General features: G+C 44.0%; 14 protein-coding genes and 3 pseudogenes. 5 read left to right on the top strand and 12 right to left on the bottom strand.

The genetic code is table 11. The features are described 5' to 3' along the window. The first annotated feature begins 63 nt into the window (after positions 1–63). The 5 genes and pseudogenes from mobV to istB all read left to right on the top strand — a co-directional run bounded on the left by mobV (position 64) and on the right by istB (position 5737). Positions 64–1605 (top strand): MobV family relaxase, encoded by a 1542-nt coding sequence (gene mobV / locus BF9343_RS19810; RefSeq protein WP_005822197.1) that lies wholly within the window; start codon positions 64–66, stop codon positions 1603–1605. 131 nt (positions 1606–1736) lie between these two features. Then, entirely contained in the window at positions 1737–3011 is a 1275-nt protein-coding gene (locus BF9343_RS19805; RefSeq protein ID WP_005811493.1) for an ATP-binding protein, read from the top strand. Beyond that, complete coding sequence (locus tag BF9343_RS19800; RefSeq protein ID WP_011203627.1) at positions 2996–3274, top strand: hypothetical protein; 279 nt, start codon at positions 2996–2998, stop codon at positions 3272–3274. The genes BF9343_RS19805 and BF9343_RS19800 overlap by 16 nt, the downstream gene beginning before the upstream one ends. Positions 3275–3382: 108 nt before the next feature. Next, positions 3383–4970 (top strand): annotated as a pseudogene (gene istA, locus BF9343_RS24235) (IS21 family transposase). Positions 4971–4981: 11 nt separating this feature from the next. Beyond that, complete coding sequence (istB, locus tag BF9343_RS19790; protein WP_005811485.1) at positions 4982–5737, top strand: IS21-like element helper ATPase IstB; 756 nt, start codon at positions 4982–4984, stop codon at positions 5735–5737. A gap of 95 nt (positions 5738–5832) precedes the next feature. Here the strand turns inward: istB and BF9343_RS19785 are convergent, their stop codons facing one another. The 12 genes and pseudogenes from BF9343_RS19785 to BF9343_RS23315 form a co-directional block, all read right to left on the bottom strand. Beyond that, positions 5833–6030 carry a hypothetical protein gene (locus tag BF9343_RS19785; RefSeq protein WP_224223197.1) on the bottom strand — a complete coding sequence of 66 codons (198 nt, stop codon included), beginning with the start codon at positions 6028–6030 and terminating at the stop codon, positions 5833–5835. A 37-nt stretch (positions 6031–6067) separates the two neighbouring features. Next, on the bottom strand, positions 6068–6439 hold the full coding sequence (locus BF9343_RS19780; protein ID WP_005811481.1) for a DUF4373 domain-containing protein: 372 nt from the start codon (positions 6437–6439) through the stop codon (positions 6068–6070). Between the two features lie 84 nt (positions 6440–6523). After that, positions 6524–6898 carry a hypothetical protein gene (locus BF9343_RS19775; protein WP_005811479.1) on the bottom strand — a complete coding sequence of 125 codons (375 nt, stop codon included), beginning with the start codon at positions 6896–6898 and terminating at the stop codon, positions 6524–6526. Positions 6899–7253: 355 nt separating this feature from the next. After that, positions 7254–7617 (bottom strand): annotated as a pseudogene (locus BF9343_RS19770) (helix-turn-helix domain-containing protein); the annotation flags it as partial. Between the two features lie 120 nt (positions 7618–7737). After that, positions 7738–7935, bottom strand: coding sequence for a reverse transcriptase domain-containing protein (locus BF9343_RS19765; protein WP_008775183.1), 198 nt, complete (start codon positions 7933–7935; stop codon positions 7738–7740). Next, positions 7913–8263: a reverse transcriptase N-terminal domain-containing protein gene (locus BF9343_RS19760; RefSeq protein WP_004308130.1), complete on the bottom strand. Its 351-nt coding sequence runs from the start codon at positions 8261–8263 to the stop codon at positions 7913–7915. Before BF9343_RS19760 ends, BF9343_RS19765 begins: the two co-directional genes overlap by 23 nt. 849 nt (positions 8264–9112) lie before the next feature. Then, complete coding sequence (locus BF9343_RS19755) at positions 9113–10168, bottom strand: YncE family protein (RefSeq protein ID WP_005811475.1); 1056 nt, start codon at positions 10166–10168, stop codon at positions 9113–9115. Beyond that, complete coding sequence (locus tag BF9343_RS19750) at positions 10165–11478, bottom strand: hypothetical protein (protein ID WP_005811473.1); 1314 nt, start codon at positions 11476–11478, stop codon at positions 10165–10167. Before BF9343_RS19750 ends, BF9343_RS19755 begins: the two co-directional genes overlap by 4 nt. Positions 11479–12315: 837 nt before the next feature. After that, complete coding sequence (locus tag BF9343_RS19745; protein WP_032602045.1) at positions 12316–13920, bottom strand: RagB/SusD family nutrient uptake outer membrane protein; 1605 nt, start codon at positions 13918–13920, stop codon at positions 12316–12318. A 19-nt stretch (positions 13921–13939) separates the two neighbouring features. Continuing rightward, positions 13940–16936 carry a SusC/RagA family TonB-linked outer membrane protein gene (locus BF9343_RS19740; RefSeq protein ID WP_010993683.1) on the bottom strand — a complete coding sequence of 999 codons (2997 nt, stop codon included), beginning with the start codon at positions 16934–16936 and terminating at the stop codon, positions 13940–13942. A 225-nt stretch (positions 16937–17161) separates the two neighbouring features. Then, positions 17162–19036, bottom strand: coding sequence for a beta-galactosidase (locus BF9343_RS19735; RefSeq protein ID WP_005811467.1), 1875 nt, complete (start codon positions 19034–19036; stop codon positions 17162–17164). A gap of 516 nt (positions 19037–19552) precedes the next feature. Then, a pseudogene (locus BF9343_RS23315) lies at positions 19553–20092 on the bottom strand (beta-galactosidase); the annotation flags it as partial. Positions 20093–20103: the final 11 nt, after the last annotated feature.

Genomic DNA, 20103 nt, shown 5'->3' with positions numbered 1-20103 from the left:
CGGCAGAATCCGGTTCGGAGTGAGCAAGCTCAAACATAAATCATTTATAAAAAGAATACCTATATGAATACAGATATAAAACAAGCTATGCACGTCGGAGCCGGCAAATCATTCGGCACGGCAGAGGCCAATGAAAATGAAAGACGTTGGAACGATGACAAGATTGACAGAAAGAATCAGGATCCGACCAACCACTACGACAGGACCAGAATGAAATTGAATTTCGAGATCGGTCCTGACGGAAAGATACATCCGTTGGGTTATCAGGAGAAATCGCTTGAAGTCCGTCTGCAAGAACGGCTGGACGAATTGGGTTGGAAGCCGTTCAAGGCGGACAGCAAAATCCAACCGAACTGTTGCGCTAAGTTTGTCTTCGGAGGAAACCATGACCGGACGCTTGAAATGGCTTTCGGGAATCAGTCCGTCAATCTGGAGAAAGGTGCGGACAACAGCCACCTGCACCGTTGCGAGGAAATCGAGAATTGGGCGAAAGATGTCTATGACTGGTGTGTCCAAATATACGGGCAGGAGAACATTGTCGGGTTTCAGGTACATCTTGATGAGAGCAGTCCGCATATTCATGCCTTGGTTGTTCCTGTTGGTATTCGCCCCAAAAGCGGACGGAAGTGTGTGATGTGGTCGGCAAAGTTCGGGAAAGACCGCTATGAATATGGTCAGATATTGAAAGAAATGCACACATTCTTGTATGAAGATGTCGGTAGCAAATACGGTCTCGAACGAGGTGACAGTATTGAGGGGCGTAACGTGCATCATCTGCACAAACGCGATTATATCCGCAAACTGACCAAGGAGGCAAAACAGGCGGAGAAAGCCGTCAAGGGACTTCAATCCATGATGCGGAATCTGGAATCAAAGATTTTCAGTTATAGGCTGCAACTTGAAGAGACGGAAAAGGAACTGGCTTCCGGCAAGATCACACTCGACAGATATGAAGCGCAGAAAGCGGATATACAGAAACTCATTGCCGAGTATCAGACCAAACTCGAAGACAAGACCGACAAGCTCCACGCAAAGGAGCAGGAACTGGAGCGGCTGACCGCAGATGCGACAAAAGCACGTTCAGTTGTTCAGCCGTTCCGCAACCACAAAGTTGATTTCATGCCACCTCAAATTACCGAGAAAGTACCCTTGTTCGGTACTGACAAATGGGTCGAGCGGCAGAACCAACGTATTGCCAAGCAGTTTACCGAAATTGTCCGCAAGATAGAATCACTGTACAGGAATGATGCTGCACGGCAGGTTGAAGCCGCCCAGCGTAATGTATTGGCGGATTATGGGGAGCTTTATCAACTGAGACGGGAGAACAAATCTCTTTCTGACACAAACGAAAGTTTGGAGTCAGAGTTGAATACACTGCTTGACCAGCTGGCTATACCATCGGCGCGCAATCTGATTTTTGCCGTTGCCGATGCACTTATCGGTGGACAACCCGTACCGGTTTCCTCCGGAGGTGGTGGCTCGACCTCTGACCTGCCTTGGGATGGCCGGAGATCTGACGAAGAGGAAGAAGCTTATCGGAGGAGGTGTTTGATGTTTGCGATAGTAACGGTATGTAAGCAGCAAACGAAAAGTCGAAGGAAATAATTATAATTCGCCAAATTGCCAAACAAAAATACGCCAAATTTCCAAATGTATTTTATCCAAATTTCCAAATTTGTGTTGCAATTTATATGATTCATAAACTATTTCCCTATCTTTGCAAAAACTATGTATCCATGGAATATAAAAATCGAATAGCAGATAAATTATTGCGTGATAAGTTAGAGGCAATGGGGGCTGTTTTAATTGAAGGTCCAAAGGCTTGTGGTAAGACGACTACGGCTGAACAACAAGCTAAAAGCATCATTTATATGGACGACCCAGTAAAGCAAGAACAGTATAAACAGATGGCGCAAACTAATATCCGTTTTTTGCTTGAAGGAGAAACGCCACGTTTGATTGATGAATGGCAACATGTTCCTCAGTTTTGGGATGCCATTCGGTTTGAAGTTGATCATAGAGATGACGATGGTCAGTTTATGCTTACAGGATCTGCAGTTCCAGCTGATATGAAAGAAATTCATCATACTGGAACTGGAAGATACGGATGGCTTACTATGCGTCCTATGAGTCTTTGGGAGTCAGGAGAATCTACAGGAGAGGTTAGTTTGTCGGATTTGTTTCTTACTCCTGATAGAATAGGAGCATTAAACAAACTGACATTGCCAATGCTTGCATTTGCCGCTTGTCGTGGCGGTTGGCCTAAGTCTCTGCAAAAGAAAACGGAAAAGGCAGCATTATCGCAAGTGACGGAGTATTATAAAGCCATTACAAATAGTGATATATCGCGAGTAGATAACGTGAAAAGAGACGAGGAGCGAGCAAAAAGAATTATGCGTTCATATGCTAGACATCAGGGCTCTCAAGCAAGCATAGCAACAATTCTTGCTGATATATCAACAAATGATACTGGAAACATCAGCGATGAGACAGTAGGAGCATACCTTACTGCTTTACGAAAAATATTTGTGATAGAAGATATGCCGGCATGGAATCCAAATCTGAGAAGCAAAACAGCAGTGCGCACATCTGACACAAGATATTATGTAGATCCTTCATTGGGAGTTGCTGCTTTGGGGCTTGGGCCTAATGACCTGGTTAATGATTTGAATACATTTGGATTGTTTTTTGAGACGATGTGTATCCGTGATCTTCGCGTTTATGCAGATGCTTTGGATGGTTCAGTCTACCATTATAGGGATAAAAATGGTTTGGAATGTGATGCTGTGGTGCATTTGCGTAATGGTGCATATGGTTTAATTGAGATAAAATTAGGCGGAGAAAAACTTATTGAGGATGGAGCTAAGACATTAACTGCACTTACCAATATTATTGATACTTCCCGAATGAAGGCACCTGCTTTTTGTATGGTACTAACTGGTGTCGGAGATTTTGCCTATAGACGGACAGATGGTGTTTATGTTGTTCCTATTGGATGTTTGAAAGATTAATTGTGGGTAAAAGCGGTTATAGGAATAATAATTTTGTCAATAAGCCGAACGACTCCATCATCCCTAAAGCAATATCTCACACCATAGAGAAACTGATAGATATTACGCAAGATGGTTCACATAAAAGGGTTGATTTAAATTTACAAATTTCAGAATATGTAAAAGAAACCCAGTCTCCTTTTATCTTTAGGTCTTGCCTTTATCAAGTAATGGATGTTGTAAGATGGTACAGTGACTTAATAACAAAATTGGCTGAAGGTTAAATTAATGGTGTAGATACTAATTGAAAAGTGCGCCAATATTCCAGTTGAAAAGTGCGCCACCATAGGATAAGTATAATGACCTTTGTATAATCCAAATGCAAAGGTAAAATGAAGACTATGGTAGAAAGACAATCAATAATACACATGTATAGAGTATGCGGTTATAGCAAACGGCGTATCTTTCGTGAACTTCATGTCAGCCGTCATACCGTTGACAATATTCTTTCAGAGTACGAATCAGCCATCCGCACGGACAATCCAGAAGAGGCTTTGAGTGATTTGCTTACCATCCAGCCCAGGTATGACAGTTCCAGACGCCGTCCTCGCCGGCTCACACAAGAGATTAAGGATAAGATAGGATTTTGCCTGAAGAAGAATGCCGTTAAGATAGCTACCGGACTTCGCAAACAGCGCATGTTGAAAAAGGATATCCACCAGTTTCTGTTATCTCAAGGATACACCATCAGTTACGCCACAGTATGCAGTTATATAAAAAATATAGAGTCATACAAAGAGAAGAAAAAGAGCGAAGCCTTTATCCGGTTGTTCTATGAGCCTGGATGCATTGCCGAGTTTGATTGGGGTGAAGTTCTTCTTTTTATTGACGGTGTCAAAACCAAGTTTTATCTGGCCGTATTCACTTTCGGGCATAGCAATGGCAGATACGCCTATCTTTTCAGGCATCAGAATACGCTTGCCTTCATGGAGTCCCACCGTAACTTTTTCAGGGATATACATGGTGTCCCCGCTATGATGGTCTATGACAATATGCGTGTAGCCGTCAAGAGCTTTGTCGGTGGTGATAAGAAACCTACAGAAGCTTTGATGAAGATGTCCGGTTTCTATTGTTTTGAGTACCGTTTCTGTAATGTACGGGAAAGGACATGTGGAGCGCAGCGTGGAATATGTCAGAAGGAAAGCTTTTTGCCTGACAGACCATTTTGGTGATATACATTCTGCCCAGGAGCATTTAAACCGGGTATGTATGCAGGTCAACAACGAGCAAGGCAGTCTTTCAACAGCGGAGAAAACATCACGTTTGGAAGCTGACCTGTCATCGCTGAAGTCTTTTCCCGGTAATCTGGGCTGTTTTGAGGTCTATGAGTACATTGTGGATAAATGGTCAACTATCAGCATGAAAAATGTTCATTATTCCGTACCTGATTCTCTTGTGGGAGAAAAAGTACATGTCAAGGTTTATAGTGAAAAAATCGTCATCCTGTACGGGAAGGAGAAAGTGGCCTCTCATCAACGCAGTTATTGCGGTGGAGACTGGTGCATCAAGCTGGAGCACTATTTGCGTACACTTTCCCGTAAACCGGGGGCATTGCCCCACTCTGTGGTCTGGCAAAGAGCACCGGAAGAACTGAGAAGGCTGTATGACATCCATTTTAAGGAGGACAACAGGACGTTTGTTCTGTTGCTGGACTATGCCCGAAAAAATGGATTTTCCGGAACGGACATTGTCACGGCATGCAAGGAGCTGACCGGACGTGGTGTCAGAAAGATATCTCCGGACCAGGTAAAGGCCATGCTGCATGGTAGCGTACAGGGAGAAACAGAAGAAACCATGGAACCGCCTGTTCTCCCGGCACAACAGGAGAATATAGAAAGAGAAGCTGTGGATATGCTTGAAGGCATCACGGCGCTCATGACAGGATACAATGAAGTGCATGATATAATACCAACCATTTAAGTTTATAATATATGAAATCAGAAAAAGAAACCATTTATGACTATGCTGCAGAACTGAAGCTGCTGTCCTTTAAAGAGGAACTGGAATGCACCCTTTCATTGGCAGCTGAAGAAAACTGGAACCATCTGCAGTTCTTGACGGAATTGCTTGGAAAGGAAAGCGCCAGGAGAAGGGAGTGTAGAAGAAGATCAAGGATAAGATCTGCGGGATTCCCACAAATGAAGTATCTGCATGAGCTTGTTATGGAAGACATGCCCAAAGAGGCACAGGTAATATTACCTGAATTGGAGACACTGGACTTCATCAGACAGGGAAGAAACCTGGTCCTGTATGGAAATCCGGGAACGGGAAAGACGCATATTGCTACGGCTTTAGGAATAAAGGCCTGCCAACAGGACTTTACCGTATTGTTTACTTCAGTGCCGGTCCTGCTTACCCAGATAAGGGAGGCTAAATCAGCAAAGACACTGAGGACGCTACAATTAAGGTTTGAAAAATACGATCTGGTCATCTGTGATGAGTTCGGATATGTCAGTTGTGACAAGGAAGGAGGAGAACTGCTTTTTAACCACCTGTCGTTAAGAGCCGGGAAAAAGGCTACAATCATTACTACTAATTTGGCTTTTAACAGATGGAATGAAATCATAAAGGACAAGGTGCTTGTGGCGGCAATGGTTGACAGGCTTACACATAAAGCTTATCTGGTTAATATGACCGGACTGTCTTATAGGCTTAAGGAAACACAAAAAATGAGACAAGATAAATGAATATTTTAAACTTATAGTAATTTTGTAACCAGTTATGGATGGAGCTCTTTTCAATTAGAATACGGCGCACTTTTCAATTAGTATCTACATATATATTATTTAAGTTCGAAGATTCTGTTGATGGTGTCAGCTAATTTATCATTGATGATTTTCGAGTTCCAACTGTCAAATTCAAGAATAATACCAACTTGTCTGGAACCGCCGTCTGTATAAGACCTGCCCATTGTGATATTTACAGGCAGGTTCTCCTCTTTGGCTACCTCTATAAAAGCGTTTGCCAGTTTTTTTAACATTTCACATCTTATCAACATAGTATTTTCGGATTAGTGATTATGAATTGGCAGCCATGAAGAAACCGGCATTATTATACTGTTGCCTGATTTCTGCGGATGTAAGAATATGATACTTGGTATACAACTCAGCATTGAACAAGTCAACCTGAATACAATACTCCACGATTTTCTCCACTTCTTCCGGAGAGAGTGCCCAATAGTCCGCTACTCTGCAAAGCATATTCTTACACCAATACAATGAATGGTTTCCTGTACGGAATATCTCATTTTCTATATAATCATAAACCGCATATCCATTACATCCATATACAGTTTTCAGATCACTGACTTTGGTTTCATGCAACTGTGATGTCCTTTTATAACAAGGCAGGAATGGAATAATCTTATTGTCTGAAATAACGGATTTCATAATGTCTTTTATTTAAATTTCGGTAATAAGGATGCAGTTCAGATTCTTATTGAATTCTGAACAAAAGATTGTTGCTGCAAAAAATTATACTCTTGCAGGTATATCGTATCTTTTACGTATTTTTTTTACGTAATTGAAAACAGTCTTTTCACAGACTTTTGGAAAAGAGGGATTATTCTCCTTTAGATATTCATGAATCTGGGTGGAAGAATAATAAGGACAGGTTATCAGCAAATGCTTAACTGACTCCTCATAAGGATCGAGACGGCAGGAATAAGAAGGGCGCGGACGATTGCCATGTTGAAGAAGCTCATCAACATTTAATCGGGAAAGCCGCATGACTCTGCCAGGAGGAAGTTGCAGCTTCTTTGCTATTTGAGAACGGCTCAAGCCAAGAAGTCGAAGTTCGGCAATGTTATGCCAGTCTTGATAGTCTTCTGTAATCTTTTTTGCATCCATTTTCTACATAAATATAGTTTTCGTAAAGTGAAATATTTAATGTTACGAAAAAGTGATGCGGCAAAGTTACGAGTTACAAAAGGTAGGCTTCACTGTCTACCACCTTGTCTTGTTGTGCGGACAGCGGGAATACCGCCAGGGCAAGCAGCAATGTGAACGCGATTCGTTTGAGTTGATCCATAATATTGTTTGACTTTTCGGGGTTAGACATAACGACCGATGGCGACACGCGGGCACGAGTCGCGCGTCACGTATCGCCGTCAGGCATGTTTTTCCTGCCGCCATGAACAACGGCGGGGGTATATGGTTATCCGGATGTTGCCGATGGAAAAAATCGGCTGGAAGAAGAAATAAATTTCTCGCAACGTTTCACAACAGCTTTGACCTGATGCTTTTCAACACACGCCACACCGTCATGCCTGAGAGCTTTATTCTCTTCCTAAGCAGATAGTTGGCAATCCGTTGCGTTCCCCATCTTCTTGTCTCACGCACAGATTAAGGATAATGGTTTCAATTTCAGGTGTTATCTTCATATTGGCAAGTCTTGATGGACGTTTAGACTTATCGGACAATTCCGACTTGCCTTGTTCTTTCTCGCAATTTATCCAACGGTATAACGTGGAACGGGTAATCCCGCACCGAAAGGCAGTTTTTGTCACAGAACCCGTTTCGACGTATAGCTCAAGCCATTTTTGGCGCATCCGTATATCTTCTTTCATGCTACGAAGATACGGATTAAGATTTGCCAACGAAAAGAAAAAGTGTAGCGTATCTATTGATACTTGGAAATTAAATACTACTCCGCTTTTCAGCCATCTCCTTAATACCAGCCTGTCAATCTACACATTGTTGAGAAGCCATTCATGATTAATATGATCAAAACAACCCTTAATGTCACCTTCCAGTATCCATTGTGGTAAACAGTCTCTACTCAACCATCTATGAAGTGCGTCTATTGCATCTGCAGTACTTCTAAACTTTCTGAACCCATATGAGTTCGCATCCGCTTCACTTTCAGTTATAAGTTCTAAAGCCATAAGATATATCCTGCACGGCTCTGTCCTTCATGGTTGGTATTCCCAAAGATCTTGTCTTGCCATTTGCTTTGGCTATGTTGACCTTCCTCAGCGGGAAGGCCTTATATCCTCTCCTTTTCAATAAACATATAGCTTCTATTTTCTTGGCATCAGTGTCCCACTTCATATGGTCAACCCCTGCCGTACGTTTACCTTTATTGGAAGTTACTTTCCTTATCGCCAATGCCTTGGCTTCGTAGGAAGTGGCAAGTAGGTACCGTAAGGCCTTTACCTTGTTGTACCTCTTTTCTTTGTGGGCCTTTGCTATTCGGACCTGCAGTTTTCTCACCTTACGCTCATATTTGGAAGAATCGATATCTTTTCATGTCGTGTTTCGTACGGTTAAAGATGCACACTCGGCTTTTGCCTTGCTCATTTGCAGTTTCTTCATTTTATTAAAGTTCTACAATCGTTTCACAAAGAATTACCCTGCGGAAGTCTGCCTGATTTCGCATGGGGTGATGTTTAAACCTCTATCCTCCGCATTACACAGAATCATTCACTTTCTCCGCAATCCTTTACCCGCACCACATTCGGCTTTTCTTGCAATTGGCTTACCTGCCTGACATAGACAGGAGAAATACGGGTTTACCAAGTTCCGTACAAGTAACTGACGCCCGACTTAGAGCCCGCCCCTCCACCGCCAGTATGATGTCCGTGTAGCCTTACATTCCAAAAAGACTATCCTGACTACCCACCTTTTGGTTATAGCTTATAAATATCCGTAAGCTATTTCTTTATTACGATGGTATAGCGATTCACATATGTTACTCATATCAGTCAGCCTAACAACCTATACATTGGATATTTTTGTAAAGGACTGCATTGTCAAGAGGACTTCGCACTAAACCATTACTGGTAAAGTACGCCTCTTTAGACTACTATTGACGGAACAATAGGTTCAGGCACAGTGCTGAACAATTACTTGTACGACTTCTTGTCACACGGAATACCTAAAGATACCAAAAGGCCAACTAATTCGCAATAATCTGGCTATAAATTAGTTGTCTAATTTTATGGTATTTACTGGATTTCTCTAATTAAGCCTATTCCACAAAAGGCAAAGTTATACTTAAATAGTTGACCTTTCATTTTGATATTTGAAGTAATTTAGATAAAAAATAACTCATTGTATATATCACCTCGTCGGCAATATCACAAACGAAGGATTATTCCGTATTTCCCAGCATTCCAGCTTATCTCCGTTGGGCAGTATTATTCTCTCTTCTAGGTAAGTAACTATAGGCTGTGGGGAGAGCCTCACCCGGCTGTCCGAAACGAACAGCCGGAGAGGGCGGTCAAAATTCCGGCTCTGAAAGTCCGATAAGGCTATTTCCGCAAGTTGTGTTTTCCCGTCCTTTACCATTGCTACAAACAATAAGCTGTCGTTCCTTCCTTTCGCTACCGAACAGATCTTTACGCCGCTTGACCAGGTTACAGAAGTAGGCGTATCATTCTTCTTGTCTGCTATCTCATGTATATTCCATGCGTAGATTGTTCCCGAGCGAGGAATGAAGGCATACAGTGAGTCACCGATGACCTCCATGTCATAGGATTCACCATGCGGTTCTGTACTGCTACCAATAAAGTCGCTGCCAGTACCTAGCTTGGCAAACACGGTGTTGTTGTTCACTGCCGTCAACAGAACCGCCTTACGGTCGAACACCCGTACGTTAGTCTCCTTCGAGTCACGTACGAAGACGAAGTTCTTCGTGGCAGCCACACAGCCCGCCCACGACACGTTACTTACCGGCCATATGCCTGTACCCAGACGAGTTAAGTACGTCCCAGAATGTTTATCGAACACCTGCACCTCCCGACTGTCACCAGCAGCTACAAACAGGTGCCCATCCTCCACATAAATATCACGGACAAAAGTGCGCTCTCCGTTGGAGATGCTCCGTTTATAAGTCAAGCGCTTTACGTCAAAAACGTCCACGCATCTCTCGGCAAAGTTTGCCACGTATAGCTCGTCCCCATCAAGGAAGAGGTTCACTGCCTGCAACGTGCGTCCCTCACCTATATCCTCTGCCCCACGTGATATATAGCCGTCTAGATAATAATTGTCCGTTATCTTCACTGTATCCATTGGCTGTGGCAGGTAACGGTCTTCTGTGATTTCCCTTACCTCAGTCTGCTCGCAGGCCGTCAACGCTAACGCAACCCCTACGCCTATCATCATTCGGCTTCTCATCTCATTTCCTCCTTCTCTTTAGGTATAGTGACTGTATCTATCGGGTGCTCGGTGAAGTATTTCACTAGCCGGCTCTGCCTGCAGAATCTCTCAATATTCTGCTTCAGCACTGTATCGTCCTGAAAGATAGCACTGATATCACAGTCCCTATACGAGGCATTCTCTGGCTTATGGAAACCCAACAGATTGCGGTTGGGATAGGGCAGGTCACCCTTGTAGCTCAGCCACAGGTGCAGTTGCCAGATAAACTCTGTCCAGCCCACGTTCACCCCTTCACCGTTATTGGCAGCATAAGTCATGTTACTGTTGTGAGAGTAGCCCATGCAGTGCATAAACTCGTGTGCAATGGATTCCCAGCCGCTGAACGAGGCGTAGTGCCCGTAGAAATTCCAGTCTGTCACTGCCCAAATGTATCCACCTCCCAGTCCGCCATAGGCTGGACTGCTCTGTCCCAAGCGGAATGTCTTTTCTGATTTGAAGCGTTCCTTCTCCGTCTGGTATTTTTCAGCATTGAACAGATTTCTGTCGTTATCGCACAGATCGCCGCCCATCACCTCTCTGAAGTGGGACATCACATAATTATATTCGAGTGTAGTCATCATATAGGCGTAGTTAGTCACAATCACCACCCACTCGCGGGCGTAGATGGGACGCAGTTCTCGGTAGGGACAGTTATCTCCAGCGGTAGGTGTCCAGCTGTAGTTAGAAAAACTGCATGTCCATTTAGCATCTATCTTTGACAGCTTCTCGAGATGTTCGTCGTCGCTCACTAGGCGCACCTTCATCCGTTCCATGTCAAGGTGAGGACATTCTAAACTCACGAAGCCCCCATCCATCGTACGACACACGCTCCTCTTACCCACGAACGAGGGCTTGAATTCGAAACTGGAGAACGCAGGAATAGAGTCGAGGTAAGCCACAGGCAAATATTCCTCGGCCTCAGGTATATACATCTCCAGACTCACTTTATGAATAGTCTTTGCCGACCAGCTGGTGATGCGGAGCAAGTCGTCCTCTTCCGCCCCTGTTACGGTAACAAGTTGGTCTGTACGGAAAGTGCAGTCTGCCTTGTTCACGATTTTTGATGAAGGATCGCTCAGGTTCAGGAGGATTCGGGTATGTTCTGCTCGCAGCTTGTCGTAAGTCACAGTGTCCGTAGGGAAATCATTCTTGAAAGGAATTTCGATGTTATTGTATACCATCTTTTCCTCATAGACAGTGGAGCAGCCTGCAAGTAGTATTGCCGTGATGCAAATTGCCGCTGTCACGCCTTTCAGAATCATACTTTTTGTCATTTTCTTGTCATTCATACGATTATTCTTTTGTAGGTTGTTTATAATAGTATTTAGGATGAGAATATTCATTGCCTTTCACTTTAGTTGTTTATCTCGGTCATGCGAGATATCGGGTTGCTGCTCAGCTCCAGCCTATCTCCCTGCTTTGCCTTATAATACTTACGGTCACATTCCAATTTGCAAATATAGCTGTTTAGATAATGTGTTCAGGCTAGGGTGCGATGGCAATAAGGACAAATATCGAGTTGGCAGACCACTCCCTTCCACTCGCAGTCCTTACGGAATTCCACCGTGCCCCTTGCGTAGTATACTTTCCAGATCGTTTCCAAAAAAGATGTATATTAATACCCTATTTTTTACAGTAGTACAGTAGGATTCATTATTAAAGGGTAGAAATCAAAAAGCATACTGTCGGCCTCCTGCCACTTCAGAATGTTCGTGATCTCAATCCGTTATTACTAGGAATCGAATGTGTACTTGTTATACCTTTGTCAATAATTCCCAGCACTGCCATGCCGGAAACAGGTCACAAATGACTATTCAAAAAAAGGACATTAATCGGAACACGAATGATACCTCCTGAGTTTCCAAAAGGGAGAAAAACATAAGAATGAACAATAATGTCACGGGAACGATCTCCACACCCCATTTCTCTATCAGTTCAAAAGTCACGTGCAGGTCACATACCCTTCTTTCCGAAAACATATGACCGGAAAGGCAGGAGCAGAGAACACGGAAAAAACAATTCAAAATTTAGTGCATGATATTAAAAAAATATACATTGAAAATCAGAGGAGCTACCCGCCAATCAACAGGTGATTGGCGGGTAGCCCTCTGGCTTAAAATAAAAAATCACCTTACCAGATTCGGGTTTTTCTGGGAATCCATATCAGGATATGGAAGATACATCAGATTGTCACTCCATGTCCTGTTCGTATATTCTACAGACTCCTTTACCTGAATCCCGTCGGCGACTTCAACAGCCGTGTTCTCCGCTCTTTCCTTAAAGGTGTCTTTCAGTCTGTTCATACGGAACTGGTCCGCACGGCGTGTGACAAGGGCCACCCAGTAGCCTGCCACCTCCCAACCATGCTCCTTATAAGCCGCTTCGGCAAGGTCATCTGCAGAAAGTCCGGTGAGCGGTTCCAGTCCGGCACGCTTGCGGACATCATTCAGACACTTGAATGCCAACTCGTCCGTCTGCCCCGTCCTGGCCTTGGCCTCCGCATACCACAACAAAACCTCCGAATAACGAATGATTCTATGCCGATGGTCATTACACATGTTCTGACTGGCCGGTTTTGTATAATCATACGGGGCACTGATATTCACTTTTGACGCAGGATCCCAGTTGACGGAGAATATACTGAACATGGGGTGATGTTCCGGAACGACAGGGGTACCGTCCTCCTTCAACTCCCACCAGTCAACCAACGTTCCGTCTTTCAGACGAATCTTGGGATCATAAGTCGCATCTTTTCTCGGACCGTCAGGAAACTCCTTCCAGAAACGAATTTCACCCCAGGCGTCTCCCCAACCGCCCAGCGATTCAAACTGGTTACATGAAGTAAGCTCCGAATCCTGGGCCCAATCCACGAACGGTGAATAGTTTATGCCGAGCACCGTCTCATTATTATAGTTATTGCTCATAGCATACACATCTTTGTAATCCTTATCGAGCTTATACTCGTATTCACCTCTGTTCACACCCTCAATGACCTCCTTCGCCTTTTCAGCAGCCTTTGCGTAATATTCCGTTTTGTTCATCGGCCAGCCGGCCATAGCCATATACACTGCTGCCAAAGTAGATTTGGCTGCCTGCCGGGTTACATACACATTCACTCCGTTCAGAAAGCGGGGGCTGCCACTGTAACCCGTAGGCAATACGGCCTCAGCTTCGGTCAGGTCCTGCACAATATGACCATACACTTCTTCCACGGGGGATAGAGGTTTGGTATAATCATCGTTGACATTGTCCAGATTCATCGGCAGCGGTCCCCAAAGTCGCACCAGGGTAAAATAAGCGTATGCCCTCCAGAATTTAGCCTGCCCGAGGGCGATATTTATCTCATCTTGAGTGGTAGGTGTTTTAGAGGCCCCCTGTATGATCAAATTGGCAGCCTTTACAATGGCATAATGCATGTTCCACGCATCTTTGACACCCTTGTTGTTGTTTGCTACGGCAAACTTGTCCATTTCTGCGGCAGGCTGTTTGTTGCTCCCCGGATTGGTCGTTATATCATCCCCCTGCCACTGGGGCAGCTGCATGTTCGTATATACCTGTGAAAGATTGACTTTCTGGTAAAGGGCATATATGCTCATGTTCAATTCATCCTGGGTAGAGAAGAAGTTTTCCGGAGTGAGTTTTCCCCTGGGATCTTCCGTTAAGAAATCACTGCACGACATCAGTGAAAATGACAGGGCAACCATAGTGCCTGCTATTATTTTTATTTTCATAAGTTCTTCTATTTTAGATTTAAAAATTCATCCGGAGACCGAATGTGAATGTTCTTGGGGAAGGATAGGCTCCCATGTCAATACCCGCGTCAACGTCAACGCTGCTGTTCGAGAAGGTAGTACCGGCCGGATCCATCCCCTTGTACCCGGTTATTGTAAAAAGGTTCTGACAGCTGAAAGTAAGCCGCAAATCAGCGAATCCCGTTGTCTTTTTGGGGAAAGTGTATGAAAGACTGATATTCTCCAAACGAAGGAAGTCCGCGTTCTCCAGCCATTTGGTTGAAACCGGCTGCAGATTATTTCCACCTTCGGTCAGGCTCGGGTATGTTGCCGAAGAGCCAATCTTGTCGAATCCCTTCAGATAGGCGTCTGCCAGAGTTACAAAGCGGGAATTCCCTTCGGCCGAAGCCATAGTATATCTTACAAGATTCAAACGCTTGGCTCCGAAAGATCCGTTGAAGAACAGGTTCAGATCCCAGTTTTTATAAGACAGGGAGTTATTCCATCCCAGGGTGAAATCGGGATTGGCCTTGCCGATGACCTTGCGGTCGCCACCGTCTATCATCTGATTTCCATCTACATCCGTGTAAGTGTCATGTCCCTTTTCATCCAAGCCGGTCCATTCATATCCCCAAAAAGTACCGATGGCCTCACCCGGCTTGATAATGGTGGCATAATCAACCATACCGGCAGCCGGACTGGAGCCGTTGATGAAATCATTCTCACCACCGGAAAGGCGTTCCACGCGGTTCTTCAAATAAGTACCGTTCAAGGTGGAGGTCCATTGGAACCGGTCATTCTGCATAATCCGGGCGGTCACGCTCAAATCAATACCACGATTACTGATTTCGCCGTCATTCACCCAAAAAGAGTTACCGCCGACATATCCGGGGATACTTCTTTTAAGCAACGCATCTGTAGTACGCTTATAGAAATAGTCCACACTGAAATTCAGCCGCCTGTCGAACAGGGAGAACTCCAGGCCCAGGTCGAACTGCTTGGTCTTCTCCCACGTAAGCTCGGGAGTTGCTATGTCATTTGCCCAATAACCGGTAAAATTACTGTTGGTTCCAAAATTGTATGCAGTAGCACTCATAAGGCCCATGGTTGCGTAAGGACTGATGGCCTGGCTACCCACAATACCATAACTGGCGCGAAGTTTAATGTCCTGAACCGAGGAAACATCCTTCATGAAATCCTCATTGCTCAACGTCCAAGCTGCGGCAATAGAAGGAAAGTACCCCCATTTCTTTTTGGCAAAGCGAGAAGAACCGTCGGCACGAAATGTTCCGGTAAGCATATAACGATCCTTAAAATTGTACATGACACGGGCCACTCCCGACATCAGCGCCCATTGCTCGTAACCATTGTTTGCATCACGAGAGGAAGCCATACCCACATTCCACCAGCCCACACCCTCGGTCAGCAGGTTGTTACCGGTTATACCCATTGTCCTGGTTTCGGAGGAGGTCACCTCATATACGGCCGTGGCTGTCAGATGATGGTCGTTCCAAGAACCCGTATATGTCAGGTTGTTGGAACTCTGCAGCATCAGGCGGTAAGTGTCATTGTTGCCCATACCACTCTTGGTCCCCACTCGTTTGGAGCTGAAACTATAACTTTTCTCGTCATAATAGTCCACGCCATTGGTTGTGGTGAATGTCAGCCCCTTCATTATATCAAGGCGCAAATCAACACGTCCGTTGAAAACATTGGTCATTGTCTCTCCCGACTGCAACTTTAGGATACCGACCGGGTTGGAAGCTATGGAATTATAAGTATCGGTGTTATAGTTCCCGTTTTCGGCCATCATCGTCATGGTAGGCGAATAGTTCAAAGCAATCCAGATCGGATTATCCTTACCGGAGGCAAAAGATCCCCCGCGACGCACACCGTGGGAAGCATTGATGTCAGCCGTGATATGCAGCCAGTCGGTAAGCTGTGAGGAAAGATTCGCCTTCGCCTGATAACGCTCGTTCTTCGATTCAATGACCACACCTTCCTGGCTCATGTAGTTGGCGGAAATGTAATATTGGGTCTTCTCGCTACCATTGGAAAGAGCCAACTTGTAATTCTGGGTGATCCCCGTACGGAAAATCTCATCCTGCCAGTCGATGCCCGCCGTTCCGTTCTGATAGGATTGCATCTCTTCGTTTGAGAAATCAATACCTTTGACCTCCTTGAGCGCCAGAGCGTAATCGTATGCTCCAAGGATATCGTATCTCTTATATACATTGGAAACTCCCACTGATGCGTCGAACATAATTTCACGCACACCGGCCTTACCACTCTTGGTAGTGATCAGAACGACCCCGTTCGAACCCCTGGAACCGTATATGGCAGTGGACGATGCATCTTTGAGAACCTGCATCGAACGGATGTCCTCAGGATTGATACCGTCCAAACCGCTTTCGCGGACGATTCCGTCAACCACATACAAAGGGTCGTTGCTTTTGCTGATGGAGTTAGCACCGCGGATGCGGATTTTCACGCTTCCCCCGGGGACGCCGCTGTTCTCAACATGAACGCCACTGACACGCCCCTGAAGAGCGTCTGCAACCTGGGTTATAGGCTGGTCCTTGAAATTTTTGTTGTCCAGCACGGCTACGGAACCGGCCATATCCGCTTTTCTTACAGCACCATAGCCAATAACAACCACCTCGTCAAGGACTTCGGCATCTTCCTTCAAAACGATGTTTAACGGTTCACCTGTCCAGGCTATTTCCTGGCTCTGATAGCCGACATAAGAAACAACAATTATATCCCCTTTTTTTACGTTCCTAAGGGAAAAATCACCGTCAAGTCCCGTAATGCTGCCGTTTGTCGTCCCTTTGACAAGTACGGATGCGCCGATAATGCTTTCGCCATTGGCATCTTTGACAACTCCTTGACAGATATCACTCTGTTCGATAATTTGTCCCCTCAGGGAAGGGTAGTCAGGGAACGCATAAACCTGCATCCCACACAATAGCGAGAGCGACAGAATTGCTCCCGCTTGTTTTAAAATGTTATTCATAGATTGTTTATTAAAAGATAAAAAACTATTTCAGCGTTATACTTTATCAAAAAACTAAAATCCCCCCCTATTCGTATTTCTTTGATTGAACACACTAAAAACATCAAAATAAATTAATACAATTGGAAGAAACCACCAGCAGATTTTTCCGATCATCCATTTTCAACCTAGACACAAACAGCACAAATATCAGTGCTTATAAATACAACCATTATATCGATAATACTATTTTAAATTCATTAACACGGGTTTTCGGACCGTATTGACGTTCTGTTGGGAAACCTCATTCAACTGTTCAAAAATTACAATCTTATTTTCACCTTTTCTTAACCATACACCCGGAATGTAAAGAGTCTGTTGTGGTCCCACTTTCCAATAACGGCCGATGTGTTTACCATTTATAAAAATAACCCCTTTTCCCCATGCACGCATATCGATAAAGGTATCTCCCGGTTGATCCAATGTGAATTCTCCCTCATAAATAACCGGGCGATCCTTGAATTGAACAGCCTGCAAAGGTGTGTTCCTGCAGACATTATCGCCAAATTCAGTCAATACAGGACATTTATCCATTGGTAACCGATACATATTCCAGCCACCCGTAATTTCTTTACCGGCAACAGTGACAGGACTGATAATCCCCTTTGTGTTATATACAATCTCACTTCCATAGTTGATACGTCCCATATTCTCCACCAAAATCTGTAAAGTGGCATTGAACGGGATATCTATCTCCATAGAATATGTTCTGGTATTGCGATTTAAAACACCTATTTTCTCACCATCTACATAAACCACGGCATAATCACGTAATCCTGGGATTTCAAGGATTCCACTGATAGGTTGATTGAAATGACGGGTGTACAAAACGTAACCATATCCCTGATTAAGTTGCTCGAACGTCAGAGGAGTAGAGGCGTTCACTGGTTGTATACTTTGTGCAAGAAGCAGGGCATCAACTACCCTCTCCAGTTTTATCGAAGAGATTTCTATAACCGGTATAGGGGCAGGAGGAGTAGGTATGGGATATTTCACATATTTCTGGATGACGGAACGTATAGAATCATATTTTGGAGTGATCCAACCGGCCTCGCTGATAGGAGCATCATAGTCATAACTGGTCAAATCAGGCTGTATATCCCTTTTCTTGTCATAATTGGCACCGCTGGTAAAACCAAAGTTCGTTCCTCCATGCACCATATAAAAATTAAATGAAACATCATTTTGCAGATAAGCCTCAGTCTGGCGGGCGATTTCCGAGGCAGAGACCTGAGGAAACGGTTCTCCCCAATGCGACAGCCAGCCCGGATAAAACTCTGCAACCATATACGGTCCTTTGCCACCATGATACTGGTTCACCACCTTTTTAAGATTAGCGATATCACTCTCCCCATTGGCCGTAGGCAGGGCACCTGCCACACACCCGCCCTCAAACAACCAACTTCCATCGGAGGTGAACAACGGAACGGTAAATCCGGCATCAGCCAGCTGCCCTTTGATCTTTGCATTATAGGAACGGTGCTCTTCAAACGATATATCTTTACGCTGGGAAACGTATGAGCCAAACTCATTTTCACACTGCACCATAATGATAGGACCACCTTTGGTACATTGCAGGGGGCCCACTTCCTGATACAGACGATCAATATATTTTTTCGTATATTTCAGAAACTCCGTATTATCCCTCCTTATTTCCATACCTGGTATATTCTGCAGCCACCAAGGATACCCGCCGAATTCCCACTCGGCACAAACATAAGGTCCGGGACGAAGGATGACCATCATCCCTTCTTCCCCGGCAATCCTTATATATTCTGCCAAATTCTTATCTCCGGAAAAATCCCATTTTCCAGGTTCAACCTCATGAAGATTCCAAAAAACATACGTTGCCACGGTATTAAGTCCCATTCCTTTCATCATCTGCAAGCGGTGGCGCCAATATTGGTGTGGTATACGGGCATAATGCATCTCTCCAGAAAGAATAGGGGTTGTCTCCCCATACCGATAAAAATGTCCATCCCTGATCTCAAAAGGAATTTTTTCCTGAGACATGGAATTCATTGAGCAAAGTAACAATAGTAGAAGGCAAAAAATCTTCATATGAAATCTTATAGAATTAAATTATACACATATTGTTTATACTTTTACTTTTCAGTCCTACGTAACAAATGATATTTATTTATCGCCCGTATCAGACTCATTCCCATTTTTTCACTTTTACATTTTCGTACTCCTTCACATCCTTGGAATATTATGGCTAGACATTAGCGTACCTATAAAGTTCCCCCCCCCCTTATCTGTTATGACGAAAAACTCATCATAACTGCCTGCCAGTAAAACACTATCCGATTTGCAGTGGTCAAACGCATTAAAAATAGCATATTTCCTTAGCGCACTATCCCACACGAACCAAGATGATATCTTAAGAAACAAAAATATAAGATATATATATCATTTATTTTTTGCAAAATTAAATTGGAACACACAAAGAAAGATCAAAAATCATGTAAAATAACTCATGTATTGTCCAATGTTACTATCTTTTTTACTAATAGACATATGTTTAGCAACATTTATACACATATATTGTTTATTGATAAAAATATCCCTACGCTAGGAAACGTATGAGCCAAACTCATTTTCACACTGTACCATAATGATAGGGCCACCCTTGATATATTACAAGAGAGTAGTTCCCGAAACAGACAATCAATATATTTTTTCGTATATTTCAGAAACTCCGTATTATCCCTCTTTATTTTCCATACCTGGTATATTCTGCAGCCACCAAGGATACCCGCCGAATTCCCACTCGGCACAAACATAAGGTCCGGGACGAAGGATGACCATCATCACTTCCTCCCCGACAATCCTTATATATTCCGCCAGATTCTCATCTTCGGAAAAATTGGTTCAACCTCGTGGAGATTCCCAAAAACATACGTTGCCACGGTATTAAGCCCATTACTTTCATCATTTGCAAGCGGTGGCGCCAATATTGGTGTGGTATACGGACATAATGCATCTCTCTAGAAAGAATAGGGGTTTCTCCCCATACCGATAAAAATGTCCATCCCTGATCTCGAAAGGAATTTTTTCCTGAGACATGGAATTCATTGAGCAAAGCAACAATAGTAGAAGGCAAAAAATCTTCATATGAAATCTTA

The organism is Bacteroides fragilis NCTC 9343, assembly GCF_000025985.1.
Taxonomy (GTDB): domain Bacteria; phylum Bacteroidota; class Bacteroidia; order Bacteroidales; family Bacteroidaceae; genus Bacteroides; species Bacteroides fragilis.
The sequence above is the reverse complement of the archived record's forward strand: the minus strand, read 5'-3'. Positions and strand labels throughout refer to the sequence as shown.

What these genes read in the sequence shown, in the direction of transcription:
- BF9343_RS19780 (WP_005811481.1), bottom strand. Translation starts at nt 6,439, where the DNA reads ATGAAATCCGTTATTTCAGACAATAAGATTATTCCATTCCTGCCTTGT.
- BF9343_RS19785 (WP_224223197.1), bottom strand. Translation starts at nt 6,030, where the DNA reads ATGTTAAAAAAACTGGCAAACGCTTTTATAGAGGTAGCCAAAGAGGAG.
- BF9343_RS19775 (WP_005811479.1), bottom strand. Translation starts at nt 6,898, where the DNA reads ATGGATGCAAAAAAGATTACAGAAGACTATCAAGACTGGCATAACATT.
- BF9343_RS19805 (WP_005811493.1), top strand. Translation starts at nt 1,737, where the DNA reads ATGGAATATAAAAATCGAATAGCAGATAAATTATTGCGTGATAAGTTA.
- BF9343_RS19800 (WP_011203627.1), top strand. Translation starts at nt 2,996, where the DNA reads ATGTTTGAAAGATTAATTGTGGGTAAAAGCGGTTATAGGAATAATAAT.
- BF9343_RS19735 (WP_005811467.1), bottom strand. Translation starts at nt 19,036, where the DNA reads ATGAAGATTTTTTGCCTTCTACTATTGTTACTTTGCTCAATGAATTCC.
- BF9343_RS19740 (WP_010993683.1), bottom strand. Translation starts at nt 16,936, where the DNA reads ATGAATAACATTTTAAAACAAGCGGGAGCAATTCTGTCGCTCTCGCTA.
- BF9343_RS19765 (WP_008775183.1), bottom strand. Translation starts at nt 7,935, where the DNA reads ATGGCTTTAGAACTTATAACTGAAAGTGAAGCGGATGCGAACTCATAT.
- BF9343_RS19755 (WP_005811475.1), bottom strand. Translation starts at nt 10,168, where the DNA reads ATGAGAAGCCGAATGATGATAGGCGTAGGGGTTGCGTTAGCGTTGACG.
- BF9343_RS19750 (WP_005811473.1), bottom strand. Translation starts at nt 11,478, where the DNA reads ATGAATGACAAGAAAATGACAAAAAGTATGATTCTGAAAGGCGTGACA.
- mobV (WP_005822197.1), top strand. Translation starts at nt 64, where the DNA reads ATGAATACAGATATAAAACAAGCTATGCACGTCGGAGCCGGCAAATCA.
- istB (WP_005811485.1), top strand. Translation starts at nt 4,982, where the DNA reads ATGAAATCAGAAAAAGAAACCATTTATGACTATGCTGCAGAACTGAAG.
- BF9343_RS19745 (WP_032602045.1), bottom strand. Translation starts at nt 13,920, where the DNA reads ATGAAAATAAAAATAATAGCAGGCACTATGGTTGCCCTGTCATTTTCA.